Annotated in this window: 12 protein-coding genes; 3 read left to right on the forward strand and 9 right to left on the reverse strand. The window is 43.6% G+C overall.

The annotated features are described in order from the left end of the window. Positions 1–21 precede the first annotated feature (21 nt). Positions 22–2,622, reverse strand: coding sequence for an aminopeptidase N (gene pepN / locus M0221_RS07370; protein WP_483284768.1), 2,601 nt, complete (start codon positions 2,620–2,622; stop codon positions 22–24). Positions 2,623–3,026: 404 nt separating this feature from the next. On the opposite strand from pepN, the gene pal reads away from it, so the two are divergent. After that, on the forward strand, positions 3,027–3,545 hold the full coding sequence (gene pal / locus M0221_RS07375; protein WP_483283418.1) for a peptidoglycan-associated lipoprotein Pal: 519 nt from the start codon (positions 3,027–3,029) through the stop codon (positions 3,543–3,545). Between the two features lie 163 nt (positions 3,546–3,708). After that, entirely contained in the window at positions 3,709–4,368 is a 660-nt protein-coding gene (locus tag M0221_RS07380; RefSeq protein ID WP_483283419.1) for a 4'-phosphopantetheinyl transferase superfamily protein, read from the forward strand. 128 nt (positions 4,369–4,496) lie between these two features. On the opposite strand, the gene M0221_RS07385 is transcribed toward M0221_RS07380, so the two are convergent. Beyond that, complete coding sequence (locus M0221_RS07385; protein ID WP_149491735.1) at positions 4,497–5,369, reverse strand: hypothetical protein; 873 nt, start codon at positions 5,367–5,369, stop codon at positions 4,497–4,499. A gap of 643 nt (positions 5,370–6,012) precedes the next feature. Here M0221_RS07385 and M0221_RS07390 point away from each other — a divergent pair. Next, positions 6,013–6,771 (forward strand): IclR family transcriptional regulator, encoded by a 759-nt coding sequence (locus tag M0221_RS07390; RefSeq protein ID WP_483283420.1) that lies wholly within the window; start codon positions 6,013–6,015, stop codon positions 6,769–6,771. Between the two features lie 87 nt (positions 6,772–6,858). On the opposite strand, the gene mmsB is transcribed toward M0221_RS07390, so the two are convergent. From mmsB to M0221_RS07425, 7 genes are all read right to left on the reverse strand, one after another. After that, complete coding sequence (gene mmsB, locus M0221_RS07395) at positions 6,859–7,728, reverse strand: 3-hydroxyisobutyrate dehydrogenase (RefSeq protein WP_483284769.1); 870 nt, start codon at positions 7,726–7,728, stop codon at positions 6,859–6,861. Between the two features lie 194 nt (positions 7,729–7,922). Then, positions 7,923–9,164, reverse strand: a complete 1,242-nt coding sequence (locus M0221_RS07400; protein ID WP_483283421.1) for an enoyl-CoA hydratase/isomerase family protein — start codon at positions 9,162–9,164, stop codon at positions 7,923–7,925. A gap of 81 nt (positions 9,165–9,245) precedes the next feature. Then, a complete protein-coding gene (locus M0221_RS07405) occupies positions 9,246–10,028 on the reverse strand; it encodes an enoyl-CoA hydratase (RefSeq protein ID WP_483283422.1) in 783 nt (260 codons plus the stop codon). A 44-nt stretch (positions 10,029–10,072) separates the two neighbouring features. Further along, positions 10,073–11,233, reverse strand: a complete 1,161-nt coding sequence (locus M0221_RS07410; RefSeq protein WP_483283423.1) for an acyl-CoA dehydrogenase family protein — start codon at positions 11,231–11,233, stop codon at positions 10,073–10,075. Between the two features lie 63 nt (positions 11,234–11,296). Beyond that, positions 11,297–12,781 carry a CoA-acylating methylmalonate-semialdehyde dehydrogenase gene (locus tag M0221_RS07415; protein ID WP_483283424.1) on the reverse strand — a complete coding sequence of 495 codons (1,485 nt, stop codon included), beginning with the start codon at positions 12,779–12,781 and terminating at the stop codon, positions 11,297–11,299. Between the two features lie 309 nt (positions 12,782–13,090). Then, positions 13,091–15,136, reverse strand: coding sequence for a propionate--CoA ligase (locus M0221_RS07420; protein ID WP_483283425.1), 2,046 nt, complete (start codon positions 15,134–15,136; stop codon positions 13,091–13,093). A 223-nt stretch (positions 15,137–15,359) separates the two neighbouring features. Beyond that, positions 15,360–17,030: a fatty acid--CoA ligase gene (locus M0221_RS07425; protein WP_011513850.1), complete on the reverse strand. Its 1,671-nt coding sequence runs from the start codon at positions 17,028–17,030 to the stop codon at positions 15,360–15,362. Positions 17,031–17,114: the final 84 nt, after the last annotated feature.

Raw genomic sequence — 17,114 nt, forward strand, 5'->3', positions numbered from 1 at the left:
CTTTAGTTTTCTAAGACAGCTCTATGCAGTCACTGTACCCAGTACACTGCTTAGACTCTCATGCACATGCTTAGAGGATACTTGCTGCTGCACATCGAGCAGCTGCAAATGAGCCATTTGACGGCGTGGCTCAGCTAATGTATTCCAACGTGCCAATACTTGTAGTAAGCGCGAGGCTATCATCGGGTTAGAATCATCTAGCTTCTTAATCACGTCTGTATAGATATCCAAACCTTGTTGCGTCCATAATGCAGTTGGCTGCGAGGTAAAAGCGCTGATGACTGAACGTACGCGATTGGGCGTATTCCAATCGAAATCTTCATGTGCTAATAGTGATTTAATAACATCAGCATTGACGTTGTCAGCAGATGCTTGGACACTAAACCACAAATCAATCACCAAATCATCGGCTTGAAAACGCTGATAAAAATCTGCCAAGTACGCATCAGCATTTGCCACTTGATGATTGACCATGGCCTTTAGTGCCCCAAAACGTTCCGTCATACAGCTGGCATTATCATACTGCTGCTGTGCCCACTCTCCAGCGCCTTCCACGTTCGCCGTCAATGCCATATCGAGTACCACATTACGTAGTGCCCGTTCACCACGAGCTTCTGCACTGTCTTCATAAGAGTGCAATGGCAGTTGCTTGTAAAGCATTTCCCATTGATCTTTTAACGCCTCTGCTAGCTGCTGATACAAACCTTCACGCTGCGCTTTGACCACTTCTGGATCATAATCTTCAGGAATAGCAGCCGCCAACTCTTGAGCTGATGGAATATCAAGTAAACGCGCTGCTAGCATTGCATCTTCACCTGCGAGCACTGGCAATGTCTGCGCCAATGCCGCTAGATAAACATCAGGATTGCTCTTTGTGCTTTGGGTGGGCAATAAAATACGGTTGACCAGCATTTGTGTCACTTGCCAACGATTGAAGCCATTGGTTTCATGTTTAAGTAAAAATGCCAAATCTTCATCTTGATAATCATAATTCAGCTGTACAGGCGCACTAAAATCACGTAGCAAAGACACCACAGGCTCAGCACTTACGCCTTCAAAAGTAAAGGTTTGTTTGGCTTGGTCTAATAGCAACATACGCTCAGCAATAATTTTGCCGCTTTCTTTATCAAATAATGCCGTTGCAACTGGAATAGGCAAGGGTTTTGGCGCATCAAAGCCGCTCACATGGCGGGTTTGCTGACTCAACGTAATGGTCAATGTTTGCGTGGCGCTATCATAGTCTTGATGACCGGACACCACTGGCGTACCTGGCTGGCGATACCAATCGATAAATTCTTCTACTTTATCGTTAGTAATACTAAGCGCAGATAAAAAGTCTTCAACCGTGACCGCTTGACCATCATAACGACGGAAATACTCGTCCGTCCCTTTTCGGAAATCATTAGCGCCCAAGGTATTGGCTATCATACGGACAATTTCAGCGCCTTTTTCATAAACGGTGGTGGTATAAAAGTTATTGATCTCAACAAAACTCTCAGGACGTACAGGATGGGCAAGTGGTCCTGCATCCTCTGCAAACTGATGGGCACGCAAAGTCGCGACGTCATCGATACGTTGTACCGCGCTTGATTGCTGATCCGCTGAAAACGACTGATCGCGGTAAACGGTAAAGCCTTCTTTTAAACATAACTGAAACCAATCACGACAAGTAATCCGATTGCCCGTCCAATTATGGAAATACTCATGGGCGATAATAGCTTTTACGCTAAAGCTACGAGTATCAGTCGTAGTTTCAGGGCTCGATAATACACAGGCAGTATTAAAGATATTTAACCCTTTATTTTCCATCGCACCCATATTAAATTGACTGACTGCAACGATCATATAACGATCTAAGTCATAAGCACGACCGTAATTAACTTCATCCCATTGCATCGAATCTTTGAGTGCTTGCATACCAACATCACACTTATCGATATCGGCAGACTTTGCATATACTTCAAGCAAGACTTCTCGACCTTCACTGGTCGTATAGCTATCCGCTAATACATCCAAGTCAGCGACCACACAAGCAAACAGATAGCTTGGCTTATTGGTCGGATCATGCCAAATCGCATAATGGCGGTTTGGCGCATCGATCATCTCCCCCGCTTCAACCAAATTACCATTGGCTAGTAGTGTTGGATAGCGCTTGTCTGCTTCAAGGCGAGTGGTAAATATCGCGAGTACGTCAGGGCGGTCTGGATAAAAGGTAATTTTACGGAAACCTTCTGGCTCGCACTGGGTGACGAACATCGTCTCATCACCACTGCCCGCCATATAAAACCCTTCAAGGGCAGTATTGGTCTGTGGACAGATACGCACTTGTAGCGCCAATGTCACCGCATCAGGAGCATCACTAATCGTAAGCTTACCTGCTGACAGCTCATAGCCTTCAGCACTCAATACCTCACCATTCATGGACAGAGCCAACAGCTCTAAATCTTCACCAAATAAAACGATATCGCCTGCGCTTTGACGTACCATCTTTAGAGTACTGTCTACCTGTGCATGGTCTTCAAATAACTTGATATCTAAGCTGACAGTTTCAACATCGAAGCTTGGCTTTTGATAGTCTTTTAAATTGATTTTACTAGGCGCATGGAGAGGTACATCAGGCATTTCAGCATTGATGATTTGCGCATCGTTTTCAGCGGTAGACATATAGATTCCTATTGGTTTTTATGATGGTTATATTTATAACAGCCTTTATAGCAAGACTTAAGCGACACTTTGATACTGTCGCAATACCTATGTAAGATACCTAAGTACATTGACTTAAAGCGCCAAATTTCAAGGTTACTGATAAATTAAAATAAGAAAGGTAACGATGATAAGAATCCCTATATAATGACGTAAATTTTGGCGTAATGCGCATTATATCTATTTGTAAACTCTAGCATTATTTACAGTAATAGTACTTACATAAAGTAACATTTAGTATATTATAGATAGCAATTGCCTAAGTTTTATCGTAAGCAGTTTACAACAACAAATGTAATTCATTAAAATTTTTGGAGCTTATTATGTCAACCAGTTTTTCAAAAATCGCTGCCCTCGCTGTATTATCAAGCGCTGTTGTTCTAGCATCAGGTTGTGCCACCAAGCGCGCCACTTCTGAAGTCGTCGTTGCCCCACTAGGTATCCCAGGTGGTCAAGTTGGCTACAATGGTGCAGTTATCGTAGACAACTCAAACACAGTTATCACCGGTGCTGAGAACATCCAAGCCGTTGTATACTTTGCCTTTGACAGCAGTGCAATCACTTCACAATCTGCAGGTGTCTTAAACCAACACGCGGGTCTGTTAAAATCTAACCCAAATGCAGGCGTAGTTATCGCGGGTCACACCGATGAGCGCGGTAGCCGCGAATATAACATCGCATTGGGTGAGCGCCGTGCCCAAGCAGCACGTGATTATCTTGCAGCACAAGGCGTTGCAGCAAATAATATCCGTGTCATCAGCTATGGCGAAGAGCGTCCTGCTGCTGCTGGTACGAACGAAGATGCCTATGCCCAAAACCGCCGTGCTGAACTGTCTTACTAAGCATATAGCATAAGACATTATAAGCATTCAAAAGCCCAACAAGCCTATTGTTGGGCTTTTTGTTAGGCTAAGATAAATCGCGATATAAACCATAAGTTTCTACAATATACAGACTATGCAAAACTTAATGCTACACGATATTCTCTATACTCAGCTCGACCCCATGACAATGACGTGGTGTGCGACTGCTAAAGTGCGTGCTTCACATTGCGATATTAAAAAAACCACTACTTGCTTAACTGCCCCTCAAATTGCTTATAACCAACGCCAGCAGCAACGTGCAGGCGTAAGGCTATTATTGAAGGCATTGCTCAAAAGACTGGATATCGTCGATCGTTTAGATGAATCAAATTTTCCTTATCGACTCACTCATAGCCAATATTATGTGTGTTTTAGCCATACCAATGGCAATAATAAAAATACTACTCGAATACAAAATGATATAGAAAAATCAGACATACCATACGTCAAGGTCGCTGTCGTTATCAGTCGCCATCGTGCCTCGGGTATTGATATCGAAGTCAATGCCGTGAAATGGCAGGTAGCAAAGCGATTCTATCATCCAAAAGAGCTGGCTATCTTGCAAGCATTGCCAATGATACAGCGTAACTCTGCCATAAAATGTCTTTGGCAAATAAAAGAAAGCTTTATCAAGATAGATCAATATACGCTTGCCCAAGGTTTAGGCATGGATTATTCCGCCATCATTATTGATGTACTCAATCAGCCTATAGAAATCCTACCTTTGCTTACTCTGACTGACGATAAGACTAACTATCGAATTTCTGTTATTTCCTCACAGCAAACTGTTATTGTTTATTGATAAATCTCAAATACCTGATAATAAATGACATTTATTACTTTATTTTAGACATAAAAAAACGACCCTGAAAAGGATCGTTTTTTTATGCTTATTCTTCTGTTAACAACAGTATTTAAACGGTTGTTAAATTAGAAGCGGTAAGTTGCACCAACTTTAACAATTGGCATCCACTCTAACCAGTCTTTATTTTCTAGCTCTCTTTCTGCTGCAGCTGCAACATCTTTACCTTGAACTACAGTAATATTGCCATCTGAGTCCTTAGCTGTAACAGGACCATTTGCATTACTTGAAGTGACAGTAGCATCAGTTTGACCCATATATGCAGCGCCTAGCTCGCCAAACAGACCAAAATTATTGGTAATGTTAGGACGGAAACCGATAGTAGCATAAGGAGCTAGTTTGTTACGATGTTCCATAGTACCTTCTAAAGTACCAGTTTGATTCGCATCGTAGTCAACATTATTGATTCTAAAGTTAGGACCATTAGCATTTGCACGTACATCAAAATCGTTATCAGGAACGATAATACCAGCACCCATAGTGAACCAGTTCGCCATAGGACGTACTTGTACGCCTAAGTACGGGTTGCTGAAGTCAGAATCGACTTCGTAGTTTACGTCGTTTGCATCAAAATCGCCGCCGAATAAATCAGCAACATCGCCACCTGCCCAACCAGCTTGAATTTCAGTTTTGTCGTTTAAGCCCCAAGCGATGTTAGCACCATAACCTAAAGTACCAACTTCAGCACTGATCGCTGCTGGATGAGTAACAGTTTGGAAGAAAGTCTTAGTACCACCAACAACTGCACCAGTGGTGTTACGTAACACACCAGCGTCTGCATTATAGGCATAACCAGCGTCTGCTTGATAAGCAACTGCTACTGGCTCAGCTTCGTATACAACAGCGTCATTGCCATCAATAACGATAACTGGATCAGCTGCAAGAGCAGCAGTTGAGGCTAAAACGGCAGCAGTGATTGCTGTTAATTGAATAAGTTTCATAATTACTCTCCTAAAGTATGAAATAACACGCCCATAAAAAAATGAAAATCTAACTTTTTTAAACAATCATTTTGATGCGAGGATTAAAACAATTTTGGCTCAAAAAGTCACCCCTAAAGATGCACTTTTTATTTACCATTATGTAAAGATTGCATAGATATTGTAATAATTACTACACCAGCCCGCAATACTTCGCCCTTTTGTTACACAATGCTATTAAAGCCACCGCGCAGCCTACACATGATTATTGGAATGCTTAATGCTCATGTAAAGGTATTACAAAATATGTCTGCATGATGAAGCATCTTGTGAAATAACGCAATAACAGTTATAGAGTTAATTACTACAGATTGTTGTACTTTGTGACTAAACGTATCTAATATTGCTACGAAAACCGAAAAATTCTCAGATAATTTTGTTATAAATCCACGCAATGTAAATACGTTACTATATAATAAGAGGTAGGCTTGTCTAAGGGTTATATTGTGCTAAATTAGAGTCAGTAAGCCAATTACTGTATGCCTTTGCGCTTATTCATTTTTAGCCTTATCGCCTTGACTGTTCTGCTCTATTTTTAGAGGCGATTATATCCGTTATGATATAGCTACTTGCTTTGTTTTTTTATTATTACTGAGTCATTTATATGCCTAAAGTATCGTCGATTACCCGTGTGCTAGAGATTATTGAGGCGGTATCTTATGCCTCAAAACCGATTTCGCCACTAGAGCTATCGCAGGAGCTTGATATTCCGAAGCCAACCATTCATCGATTGATTCAAAATCTGGTTGATGAAGGGTTCGTGACAATTGATATTGGCGGCGGTATTATACCGGGTAAACGCGTACGCAATTTGGGTGTTGAGCTTTGGCAGCAGCGACTGTTCTTTAATGAACGTCAAATGATTTTGCAAAAACTGGTCGATGAGCTAAAAGAAACCTGCGGTATCGGTGTTCCTTATCACATGAATATGATCTATACCAACCGCGCACAAACGACCTTGCCGATACAGATTTATTTACCAGTGGGCGCAAAGTCGCCAATGTGGTGTACAGCGACTGGGAAGCTGTATTTAAGTCAGTTGCCGAGTGCAAGCCGCGAAAAAATACTACAAAATTTGTCACTAGATAAGTTCACTAAAAACACCATCACTGATATCGATGCGCTAAACGCTGAGCTTGATCGTATCGCTGAAACAGGCATAGGTATCGATAACGAAGAGTTTATCTCTGAGATGGTGGCAATCGCCGTACCGATAAGGGATAGGAAATCACGCTACCTTGCTTCGTTATATCTGCATGCACCGACCATACGGGTGTCTTTAGATGACCTCTTAACCTATGTGCCACGACTGCAAAAAGCGGCGCAAGATATTCAGTCTCTGGTCTACGAGCTGCCAAGTTAAATGCCTTGATATAAACTAGAAATAAGTCAAAAAAAGGTCTGCACTATTACTATAATGCCGACCTTTTTTATTTGTGTGCTTAATAATTTAAGACAATACAGAGCTGTCGTGACGCGCCATAATACTAGAAAAATCTCTATCACCATTCTCGATGGTATGCGCAGCATATAGCTCAGTTGCTTTAGCGCCCATTGGTGTCTCTACATGCGTGTCTTGAGCGGTTTGCATGGCAAGGTTAAGATCCTTTTGCATCAGCTTACTCATAAAGCCGCCTTGATAGCCATTGCTCGATGGGACATTTTCCATCACTTGCGGGTACGGGTTGTAGACCTCTAGCGTCCAGTTACGACCGGAGCTTTGTAGCATGATATCGGATAGCACTTTTGGGTCGAGACCATTTTTGACGCCTAGATTAATCGCCTCTGCCGTTCCTGCCATCAGAATTCCAAGCAGTATATTATTACAGATTTTAGCTACTTGTCCTGCACCATGCTCGCCTGCGTGGAAGATATTTTTTCCCATTACAGCCAGTATCGGTTCAGCTTTGGCAAAGGCTGCATCGTCTCCACCAACGATAAAGGTCAATGTGCCAGCGATAGCGCCACCTGTACCGCCAGAGACTGGCGCATCTAAAAAATCAATACCAAGCTTACTTGCAACTTCTGCTACTTTCCTAGCATCAGCTGCTGCTATGGTACTGCTATCGATAACCAAAGTACCTTTTGGTAAGTCTACAAGTAGACCGTCAGAGCTACCTTCTCCTAGATAGACAGAATGCACGTGCTTGCCAGCAGGTAACATACTGATAATCACTTGGGCATTTTGAACAGCATCTTTCGGACTCTCTGCTATATTGGCACCCGCTTGTTGCAAGCGCGCGGTCGCCTCTACAGATAAATCATAAACCGATAGCGTATAACCTGCCTTTAACAAGTTTGCTGCCATTGGACCGCCCATGTTACCTAGTCCAATAAAGGCGATATTTGGCTTTGCTGTATTACCATCATTATCAGTCGTAGTTGTACTACTTGAACCTATATCCTTTGTAGCCATCTCATCGCTCCTTGATGATTGATTATGCAATTAGTTTTAATTTTTCAAATTTCACTTAATCCAGTTAAGTTGGCTTAAATCAGATGCTAAATATCTGGTTAGCGAACAGCCTCATTACCCAGTGCAGCATCGCTCAGCCAATCATCTAAAGGATGCTCGCCTTTGGCATATGGATTGGTAAAATGCTGCTGGATATAATCTTGTCCCTCTGCACTCAAACACTCAGCTAACGTACGAGACCAGTTTGGCGTCCGATCTTTATCAATCAATAACGCACGTACGCCTTCCTTAAAATCAGGGTTAGCCGCACAATGTACAGCGACATTGGTCTCTAGGTACAAAACTTGCTCTAGCGATAAATCCGTCACCTTATGATATAGCGCATAGGTCAATGCCGCAGTCACTGGACAGCCATGTCGATAGGTTGCAATGGCTCGCTGTGTCCAACTGTCGGCAGCAAAATCTGCATCGAGCTCTGTGAGCGCCTCATCACTTTGTAATAGCGCATCGATATCACCCAAACCGCCCCTGTTCATTAGCTGCTGAATAGCACACCAATGCTGCGCAAGCTTACTAGTAGGCAATTCAGCAACAGGCTGCGCCGCCAATGCCCGACTCACGATACTATGGGCGCTGTTGTTATTTTCTTTATAGCTTTCCTTATTGTCTGCATTAGCTGCTGGTTGCCAATCACTTTGCTTCAGACGTTGCATGATAGCGTCATAATCAGAGCTGGCAACTGCATACTCTGCTAAGTTGGTCAATAATGCATCGCTACCATTACACATTGCACCTGTCAGCCCTAAGAATAAACCAGTTTTGGCCGGCATGCGTTGCAAAAACCAACTGCCAGAGGCATCAGGGAATAGACCAATGGTAATCTCAGGCATAGCAAAACGGGTACGCTCAGTGACCAAGCGATGGCTACAGCCTGCCATCAACCCCATGCCGCCGCCCATAATGATGCCATCGCCCCACAAGATTAACGGTTTAGGATAAAAGTGCATTTGTCGATAAAGACTGTACTCATGACCAAAAAAATCCGTCGCATAAGGATTTGGCATAGGCGCTGTTGCTGACATACTGTCATATAACCTACGAATATCACCGCCTGCACAAAACGCTTTGTCGCCTGCGCCTTTTAATAGCAATGCCACTACTTGCTCATCACCTTGCCACTGCTCTAGTTGTTGCGATAACAATTGACACATCTCAACGCTCAAGGCATTAAGAGATTTGGGCATATTTAACGTCATTATCCCAATAAGGTGACCACAATCTGTCGGCTCGGTGCTGAATAATACCGGCGCGTCTGATATGCCTTCTATAGCTGCTGTCATAAATGTGACCTACAAAATGAAAAAGTGAGAAAATATTATTTTGATTAAACTAACTTTTGGTTAAAGTAATTAAGGTATCGTTTATTTATTTTGCCAAACAGGCTTACGCTTCTCTAAAAATGCTTGCACACCTTCGCGCTGATCTTCAGTATCAAACAATTTAACAAAGGCTTCACGTTCATCGATAAGGTTTTGCGCAGGTGGTGTGTGTCTTGCTGCTTGAATAAGTTTTTTGGAATAACTGACTGCAACGGGTGATTGTTTAGCAACTTTTTGCGCCAGTGCTTGAGCTGTTTGTAATCCTTCACCTTTCGCAGCAACTTCTTCGACTAAGCCAATGCGTAGTGCAGTCTCGGCATCGACGCGCTCGCCGCACAATATCATGCGCTTTGCCCAGCCTTCGCCTACCAAAGCCGTTAGATTTTGGGTACCACCAGCACACGGCAACAAGCCAACGCCTGTCTCAGGTAATGCCATTTGAGCATGGTCTTCTGCAATACGGATATCACAAGCGAGTGCGCACTCAAGACCACCGCCCATCGCATAGCCATTGATCACTGCAATGCTAACGCCGCGATAGGCTGACAGTGCTTCGAACGCTTCACCAAAGGCTATCGCCATACTGATTGCGCGACCTTTATCGCCATCTGCAAAATTATTTAGATCGGCGCCCGCTGAAAAGAATTTCTCACCATCACCATGAACGATTAGTGCATATACCTCATCATTAGCATTGAGGTCAGTGACCAATTGCTTAAGCGCCTTAAGACTGTCCATCGTCCACGTATGAGCAGGTGGATTGTTCAATGTTAGCGTTGCAGTATGACCATCAATCGATAGTTTTAAGTTGGTATAATCCGTCATGATCAAACATCCTTATCATAAAATCATTTTATTCATATAAATAGTTAGCGCAGTTGGCTCAATGCATCATCTTGTAATAGCTGGCGCGAGACAATCACGCGCATAATTTCATTGGTACCTTCCAAAATCTGATGCACACGCAAATCTCGCACATGACGCTCAAGCGGATACTCATTGAGATAGCCATAGCCACCATGTAATTGTAGAGCTTCATTGGCTACATCAAAACAAAGATCGGTCGATAAACGCTTTGCCATCGCACAATAAGTAGAGGCTTGCGCATCCTTATTGTCGACTTTGCTCGCCGCTAAATACAGCATTTGCCGTGCGGTGATGGTTTGAGTCAACATATCGGCAAGCTTAAACTGTATCGACTGTAAGCTGGCAATCGGGCTGCCAAACTGACTGCGCTCTTGTACATAATTGGTCGCTGTCTCAAGCGCCGCTTGCGCCGTTCCTACTGCACAGATACCAATATTAATTCGACCCCCATCCAAACCCTTCATAGCAATACGAAAACCTTGACCTTCTTCGCCAATGAGATTCTCTACTGGAACTTTGACATCTTTAAAGCTAATCGTCCGTGTCGGCTGTGCTTTCCAGCCCATTTTATGCTCGTTTTTGCCGTATTCGATACCAGCGCTATCTGCATCAACCACGAACGCTGAAATCCCCTTCGGTCCTGCGCCGCCCGTACGAGCCATAACCACTAACACATCGGTTGAGCCTGCGCCTGAAATAAAGGTTTTTTCACCGTTCAACACATAATACTCGCCGTGCTTATCGGCTTTGGTACGTAATGATGCGGCATCAGAACCGGCATTAGGCTCGGTCAAACAATAACTGCCTAGCCATTCACCACTGACCATATTTGGCAAATATTTTTTGCACAACACATCGCTACCAAACTCACCAATCATCCAGCCTGCCATATTATGAATACTCATATAAGCAGCTACTGCGGTATCACCCCAGGCTAGCTCTTCAAAAACCATGGCAGAATCTAAACGCGGCAAGCCCAAGCCATCATACTCAGGGTTGGTATATAACCCTAAAAAGCCAAGCTCGCCTGATTTTTTGATGACATCAATCGGGAAATGCGAGGTGCGATCCCATTCAGCAGCATTGGGCTTTAGCTCTTTTTGGGCAAACTGTCTGGCAGTTTGGCGAAAGGCAATTTGGTCGTCTGTCAATGAGAAATCCATAAGATCATCCTTGTGCTGAATAGAGTATATTAAAGCGTCAATGCAAATATAGGTGATTCAGCGTTAAATTGAAATAGTCGTATTAACACCGCGACTTGCTTCATCATCAAACCAGCGCGCCGTCACAGTTTTAGTTTGGGTATAAAATTGCACCGCTTGCTTACCATAAGGACCCAGATCACCAAGCTTACTAGCACGTGAGCCTGAAAACGAGAACATCGGTAGTGGCACAGGAATCGGCAAGTTAATACCGATTTGACCGACTTGGATATCTTGCTGGAACTTATGCGCTGCAGCCCCTGACTGAGTGAAGATAGCAGTACCATTACCATGCGGATTAGCATTAAGTAGCTCAATCGCTTCATCTAAGCTATTGGCACGCATGATGCACAGTACAGGTCCAAAGATTTCTTCTTTGTAAATTTGCATGTCGCTTGTGACGTTATCAAAGATAGTTGGACCAACGAAGTTGCCCTTCTCATACCCTTCAACTGTAATACCACGGCCATCAAGTATCAAGCTCGCCCCTTCCTCAACCCCTGTGCCAATCAAATGCTCAACACGCGCTTTTGCCGCAGGAGAAATCAGTGGACCCAAATCTTTATCGTGCTTACCGGCTGAGACGATTAAACCTTCTGCTTTGGCCTTGATGTCATCAATCCACTCACCAGCAGCACCGACAAGGACAACGACAGACAATGCCATACAACGTTGACCAGCAGCACCAAATGCGGCACCTGCTAGCTGATTAAGAGTCTGCTCTTTATTGGCATCCGGCAAGATAACGCCATGGTTTTTTGCGCCCATCATACACTGAGCACGTTTGCCTGATTGACTGGCACGCTCATAAACATGTTTGCCGACATTGGTCGAACCGACGAAAGAAACTGCTTTGATATCAGGATGATCACAAATCGCATCAACGGTGGCTTTGCCGCCATGTACGACGTTTAGAACCCCTTCAGGTACACCCGCTTCAACCGCAAGTTCAACCAAACGCATGGTCACCATCGGATCTTGTTCAGAAGGTTTTAAGATAAAAGTATTACCCGTGGCAATCGCCATTGGAAACATCCACAGTGGAATCATCGCTGGGAAGTTGAACGGCGTAATGCCTGCACAAACACCAAGTGGCTGCCAAATACTGTAAGTATCAACACCTGATGCAACGTTTTCAACAAAGTCCCCAATCTGTAGATTTGCAATGCCTGCTGCATGCTCGACTACCTCTAAACCTCGGAATACATCACCACGCGCATCAGCAATGGTCTTACCCTGCTCTGCAGTCAAAATCTCTGCTAATTCATCCATATGGTCGCGAATCAGTGCTTGATACTTTAAAAAGATACGGGCACGAGTGGTAATTGGTGTTTTGCGCCACGTTTGAAAAGCCGTTTGAGCGGCAGCGACTGCTTGATTGATTTCATCGTCTGTCGTTTGCGGTACCTTGGCAATGACTTCTTGAGTGGCAGGATCGGTAATATCAATCCATTCGCTAGTATTAGAATCAACAAATTGACCATTGATGAGCTGCTTGACGTGGTGCATAAGATATCCTTATCTTGTTTGTAAGACCGCCATTAGGTGACGGCTTAGAATTTTGAAAGCTTTAAATCTAAAAACTTAGAATTTATCATTCTGTTATATAATTTTAAAATGATTTATTTCGTATCGTTATTGACTATAACAATAAAACAATTTTAGGGTCAAGCTCTTTATGCTGCTTTTAGTAAAGTTAACGTTAATGTCCGATTTATCTACCATAACCCATAAGCTATTAACGACAATAAAAAAGCCCATGAGCATTCATGAGCTTTTTCAGATAAAGGTAATTTTAAAACGTGCCTGAAAATGCGCCTAGTAATCTTTCATAGATTGCTTGACCGCATCAATAGCCGTTGGATTATCAAGGGTAGACATATCACCAGTGGGTTTATCCTCTGCTAACGCCCGAATAGCACGGCGCAATATCTTACCAGAGCGCGTCTTTGGTAATGCTTGCGGGAAATAAATCGCAGCAGGTCGTGCGATACCACCCAAGGATTTTACTACCGCGCCAATTACTTGCTGCTCAAGGCGGAAGCGGTTTTCAGTCGTTGCCACCAGTTCATGATCTTTTAACACACAAAAAGCAATCGGCAGCTCGCCTTTTAGCTCATCTTGAATACCCACGACCGCACACTCTGCGACCTCTGCATGCATACTGATCGCCTCTTCAATCTCTTGGGTGCCCAGTCTATGACCAGCGACATTAATGACGTCATCGGTACGCCCAAGAATATGAAAATAGCCGTCTTCGTCAACGACTGCATAGTCTGACGTCGAATATTGATTGCTATCCGCTAAGCTAAAGTAGCTATCAATAAAGCGCTTATCATTACCCCAAACTGTGGTCAAACAACCCGGTGGTAAGGGCGCGCGAATAGCGAGTAAACCTTTTTCGCCCGCTTTACACGGCTCGCCAGTTTCTTCATTGATGACCTGCGCATCGTAGCCATACATAGGATAGCCAGGTGAGCCTTGTTTGTGCGGTTTATCAGCGAACCTAGGAGTATTACTCAGAATAGGCCAACCTGATTCTGTCTGCCAATAATGATCTAAAATCGGTACGCCCAAATGCTTGGTCAGCCAGCTGGCAGTAGACTCATCTAGTGGCTCACCTGCCAAAAAGAAGGATTTGACGCTTGAGACATCGTAGCGCGTCATCCATGTCTCATCTTGCTTTTTCAGCATACGCACACCAGTTGGTGCGGTAAACAAAATATTGACCTTGTTAGCTTCTACAATTCGCCACCAGATACCAGGATTTGGCAAATGTGGTAAGCCTTCATACATAACACTGGTCATGCCAGCGAGCAATGGCGCATAGATGGTATAAGAATGCCCAACGGCCCAACCGATATCAGATATCGCCCAAAACGTCTCGCCTGCCTTACCGTCGTAGATATAGTCCATCGATGTGGTCAGTGCTACTGCATGACCACCGGTATCACGTTGCACGCCTTTTGGTGTGCCCGTCGTACCAGAGGTATAAAGCAGATACGATGGCGTATTAGACTCAAGCCATACAGGCTCGACGATAGCATTGGCTTCGCAGCTGATACGGCGTTCAGTGGCATAGTCCACATCCAGCTCTTTTACTTCAAACGGCAAAATACCACGATTGACCACTACTACATGCTCAGGCTTGGTGGTTGCCTGCTCGATACCTTGATTGACAAGGTTTTTATAGTTGACGACTTTACCACCACGCAAACCTGCATCCACTGTGATGACCATTTTTGCTTCAGCATCATCCATACGAATGGCTAAATTATGGGCGGCAAAGCCACCAAATACCACCGAATGCACCGCACCGATACGCGCGCATGCCAGCATTGCATAAGCGGCTTCTAAAATCATCGGCATATAAATGATGACACGATCGCCCTTCTCAATACCGTGACGCTTTAATACATCGGCAAAATAATTCACTTCTTTATAAAGGTCGTTATAAGTCAGGCGGCGCTTAGTATAGTCGGTATAGAACTCAACGTTATTACCCAAGTCTTTAAAAGCATCGACTACAGCAGGATAGGTTTCTACGAGTTCTTGATTAATCTCTGATGATAGCCAAATAAAAGCATCCTGTTCTGCACGTTCTTCAAGATGACGATCGACACAGTTATAGCAAAGATTGGTTTCGCCGCCGACATACCATTTAGCAAATGGCAAATTACTGTCATCAAGGATTTGCTCAGGCTCTTTATGCCAATAGATACGCTTGGCTTGCTCCGCCCAAAACTCTTCTTTATTTTCAATAGAAGACTGATAAATCTCAGCAAAGGTTTGAGTCGTATTTAGTGCTTGAAATGTTGGAGCTGACGTTTGATTGGTCACTGCAGTGGCGGTTTGCGCGCTCATAATAGCTGTCCTTAGCATAAATGATGGGTAATGCGATGTGATTTGTCCGATAATATCATAATATAAGACTGGCTATCCCGGCCAGCTATCCTTACTAAATCAAAAAAAACCGATACACTACGTATCGATTTAGTGTGTATCGGTTTAAAATGTAGCAGAGCCAATCATAAAGGTCAACTATTAAGCCTGTTATCTCCTTAATAGTTGAGTTAGTTTAAAAAAACTATACCTCGCTCTGATTGGCATACATCTCACGCATCACTTTTTTATCGTGTTTACCAACAGAGGTCTTTGGTAGTTCATCGACAAACTTAAACTGACTAGGTATACCGTATTTTGGAATGATACCACGGGCTACTGCCTGCTCTGCCAGCGCTTTGATGTCATCAACTTTGGTATCTTGGCAATTTGGTTTGAGTACTACCAATGCTAATGGACGTTCGCCCCATTGCTTATCACGTACCCCAATCACAGACACATCTGCTACCGAAGGATGTAGCGATAGAATCGTCTCAATCTCTAGTGAAGATATCCACTCGCCACCTGACTTAATCACATCTTTTAAGCGATCGGTGATTTTGATATAGCCATCAGGTCGTATATAAGCGATGTCTTGGGTATGCATGTAGCCGTTTTCCCACAGCTCTTTGCCAGCGTCATCATTTTTTAAATAGCTTTGGGTCAACCACGGTGCGCGTAATACCAGCTCGCCAGTATTGTCCTGACCTGTACCAACTGGCTGATTGTTCTCTCCCCATACTTGAGCATCAACCATAAGTACAGGCTTACCCGTCATACAGCGGCGAGCAATATCCTCTTCTTCACTCAGCTGGGGCTCATTGAGGCTAAAGTCAGTCAGACTGATTAGAGGTGCGGTCTCCGACATGCCATAACCGGTATAAACTTCAATACCCTGATCCATCGCCGCTTTTGCCAAGCCTTCTGTCAATCGTGAACCACCAATAATCATTTTTAGACCATTAAAGCTGGCACCGCGGTCTTGCGCTTCTTTGAGTACCATTTGCAAAATTGTCGGTACACAGTGGGTGATGCTGACCTTTTCATTGATAATCAAATCCATCAACAAATCAGGTGCATAACGACCAGGATATACTTGCTTTAGACCTGTCATAGTAGCTGTAAACGGAAAGCCCCACGCATGGACATGGAACATCGGGGTCATTGGCATATAGACATCACCATAGCTGACGCCTTGTTTATTTGGCAACATACCAATCGACGCTGCTTCCGTCAGGGTATGCAGTACTAACTGACGATGGCTAAAGAACACGCCTTTCGGATCACCTGTCGTACCTGAGGTATAAAAAGTTGTAGCAATGGTGTTTTCATCAAAATCTGGGAAATCAAAATGGTCATCAGCAGCATCAAGTAGCGCCTCATATTCACCTTTGACACGGTTCTGGTTACCCCCGAATACGCCCTCAGAGGTCACGCCATTATCATCTAACCAAATAATATGCTCAATGCTGGAGTTTTCAAACTGATAATCTTTGACCAACGGCGCAAATTCAGAGTTGAGTAGCAGCACCTTTGGCTTAGCATGATTAATGGTATAAAGGATTTTGTCAGGTGATAGACGAATATTGACCGTTTGCAAAATATACTCTGACATCGGTACGGCAAAGTAGGATTCAAGATAGCGATGACTGTCCCAATCCATCACAGCAACCACATCACCAGCATCAAGGTTTAAGCCGTCTAAAACATTCGCCAAACGATTGATACGGTTAAATAAGTCTTTATAAGTAAAACGTTTTTTATCTGCATAAACGATTTCTTGATCTTGTGATACGGTTTTGGCTCGGTTTAATAACTGCTTAACCAATAGCGGAAAATCATAGGCGGATGGCGCACTGTGATAGATATTTGACATAAGTTTGACGTCCTTGTTTATAGTATTTTTGAGTGCAGATAAAAACCAATCGACTGGATATCAGTCGTGATTACATAATGATGT

This window comes from Psychrobacter sp. ANT206 (genome assembly GCF_056880555.1).

Excerpts from the sequence above, each read along its gene's own strand:
- mmsB (WP_483284769.1), bottom strand. The coding sequence starts at position 7,728 with ATGGGCGGTCCAATGGCAGCAAACTTGTTAAAGGCAGGTTATACGCTA.
- M0221_RS07390 (WP_483283420.1), top strand. The coding sequence starts at position 6,013 with ATGCCTAAAGTATCGTCGATTACCCGTGTGCTAGAGATTATTGAGGCG.
- M0221_RS07405 (WP_483283422.1), bottom strand. The coding sequence starts at position 10,028 with ATGACGGATTATACCAACTTAAAACTATCGATTGATGGTCATACTGCA.
- M0221_RS07400 (WP_483283421.1), bottom strand. The coding sequence starts at position 9,164 with ATGACAGCAGCTATAGAAGGCATATCAGACGCGCCGGTATTATTCAGC.
- M0221_RS07425 (WP_011513850.1), bottom strand. The coding sequence starts at position 17,030 with ATGTCAAATATCTATCACAGTGCGCCATCCGCCTATGATTTTCCGCTA.
- M0221_RS07380 (WP_483283419.1), top strand. The coding sequence starts at position 3,709 with ATGACAATGACGTGGTGTGCGACTGCTAAAGTGCGTGCTTCACATTGC.
- M0221_RS07385 (WP_149491735.1), bottom strand. The coding sequence starts at position 5,369 with ATGAAACTTATTCAATTAACAGCAATCACTGCTGCCGTTTTAGCCTCA.
- M0221_RS07415 (WP_483283424.1), bottom strand. The coding sequence starts at position 12,781 with ATGCACCACGTCAAGCAGCTCATCAATGGTCAATTTGTTGATTCTAAT.
- pepN (WP_483284768.1), bottom strand. The coding sequence starts at position 2,622 with ATGCCTGATGTACCTCTCCATGCGCCTAGTAAAATCAATTTAAAAGAC.
- M0221_RS07420 (WP_483283425.1), bottom strand. The coding sequence starts at position 15,136 with ATGAGCGCGCAAACCGCCACTGCAGTGACCAATCAAACGTCAGCTCCA.
- pal (WP_483283418.1), top strand. The coding sequence starts at position 3,027 with ATGTCAACCAGTTTTTCAAAAATCGCTGCCCTCGCTGTATTATCAAGC.
- M0221_RS07410 (WP_483283423.1), bottom strand. The coding sequence starts at position 11,233 with ATGGATTTCTCATTGACAGACGACCAAATTGCCTTTCGCCAAACTGCC.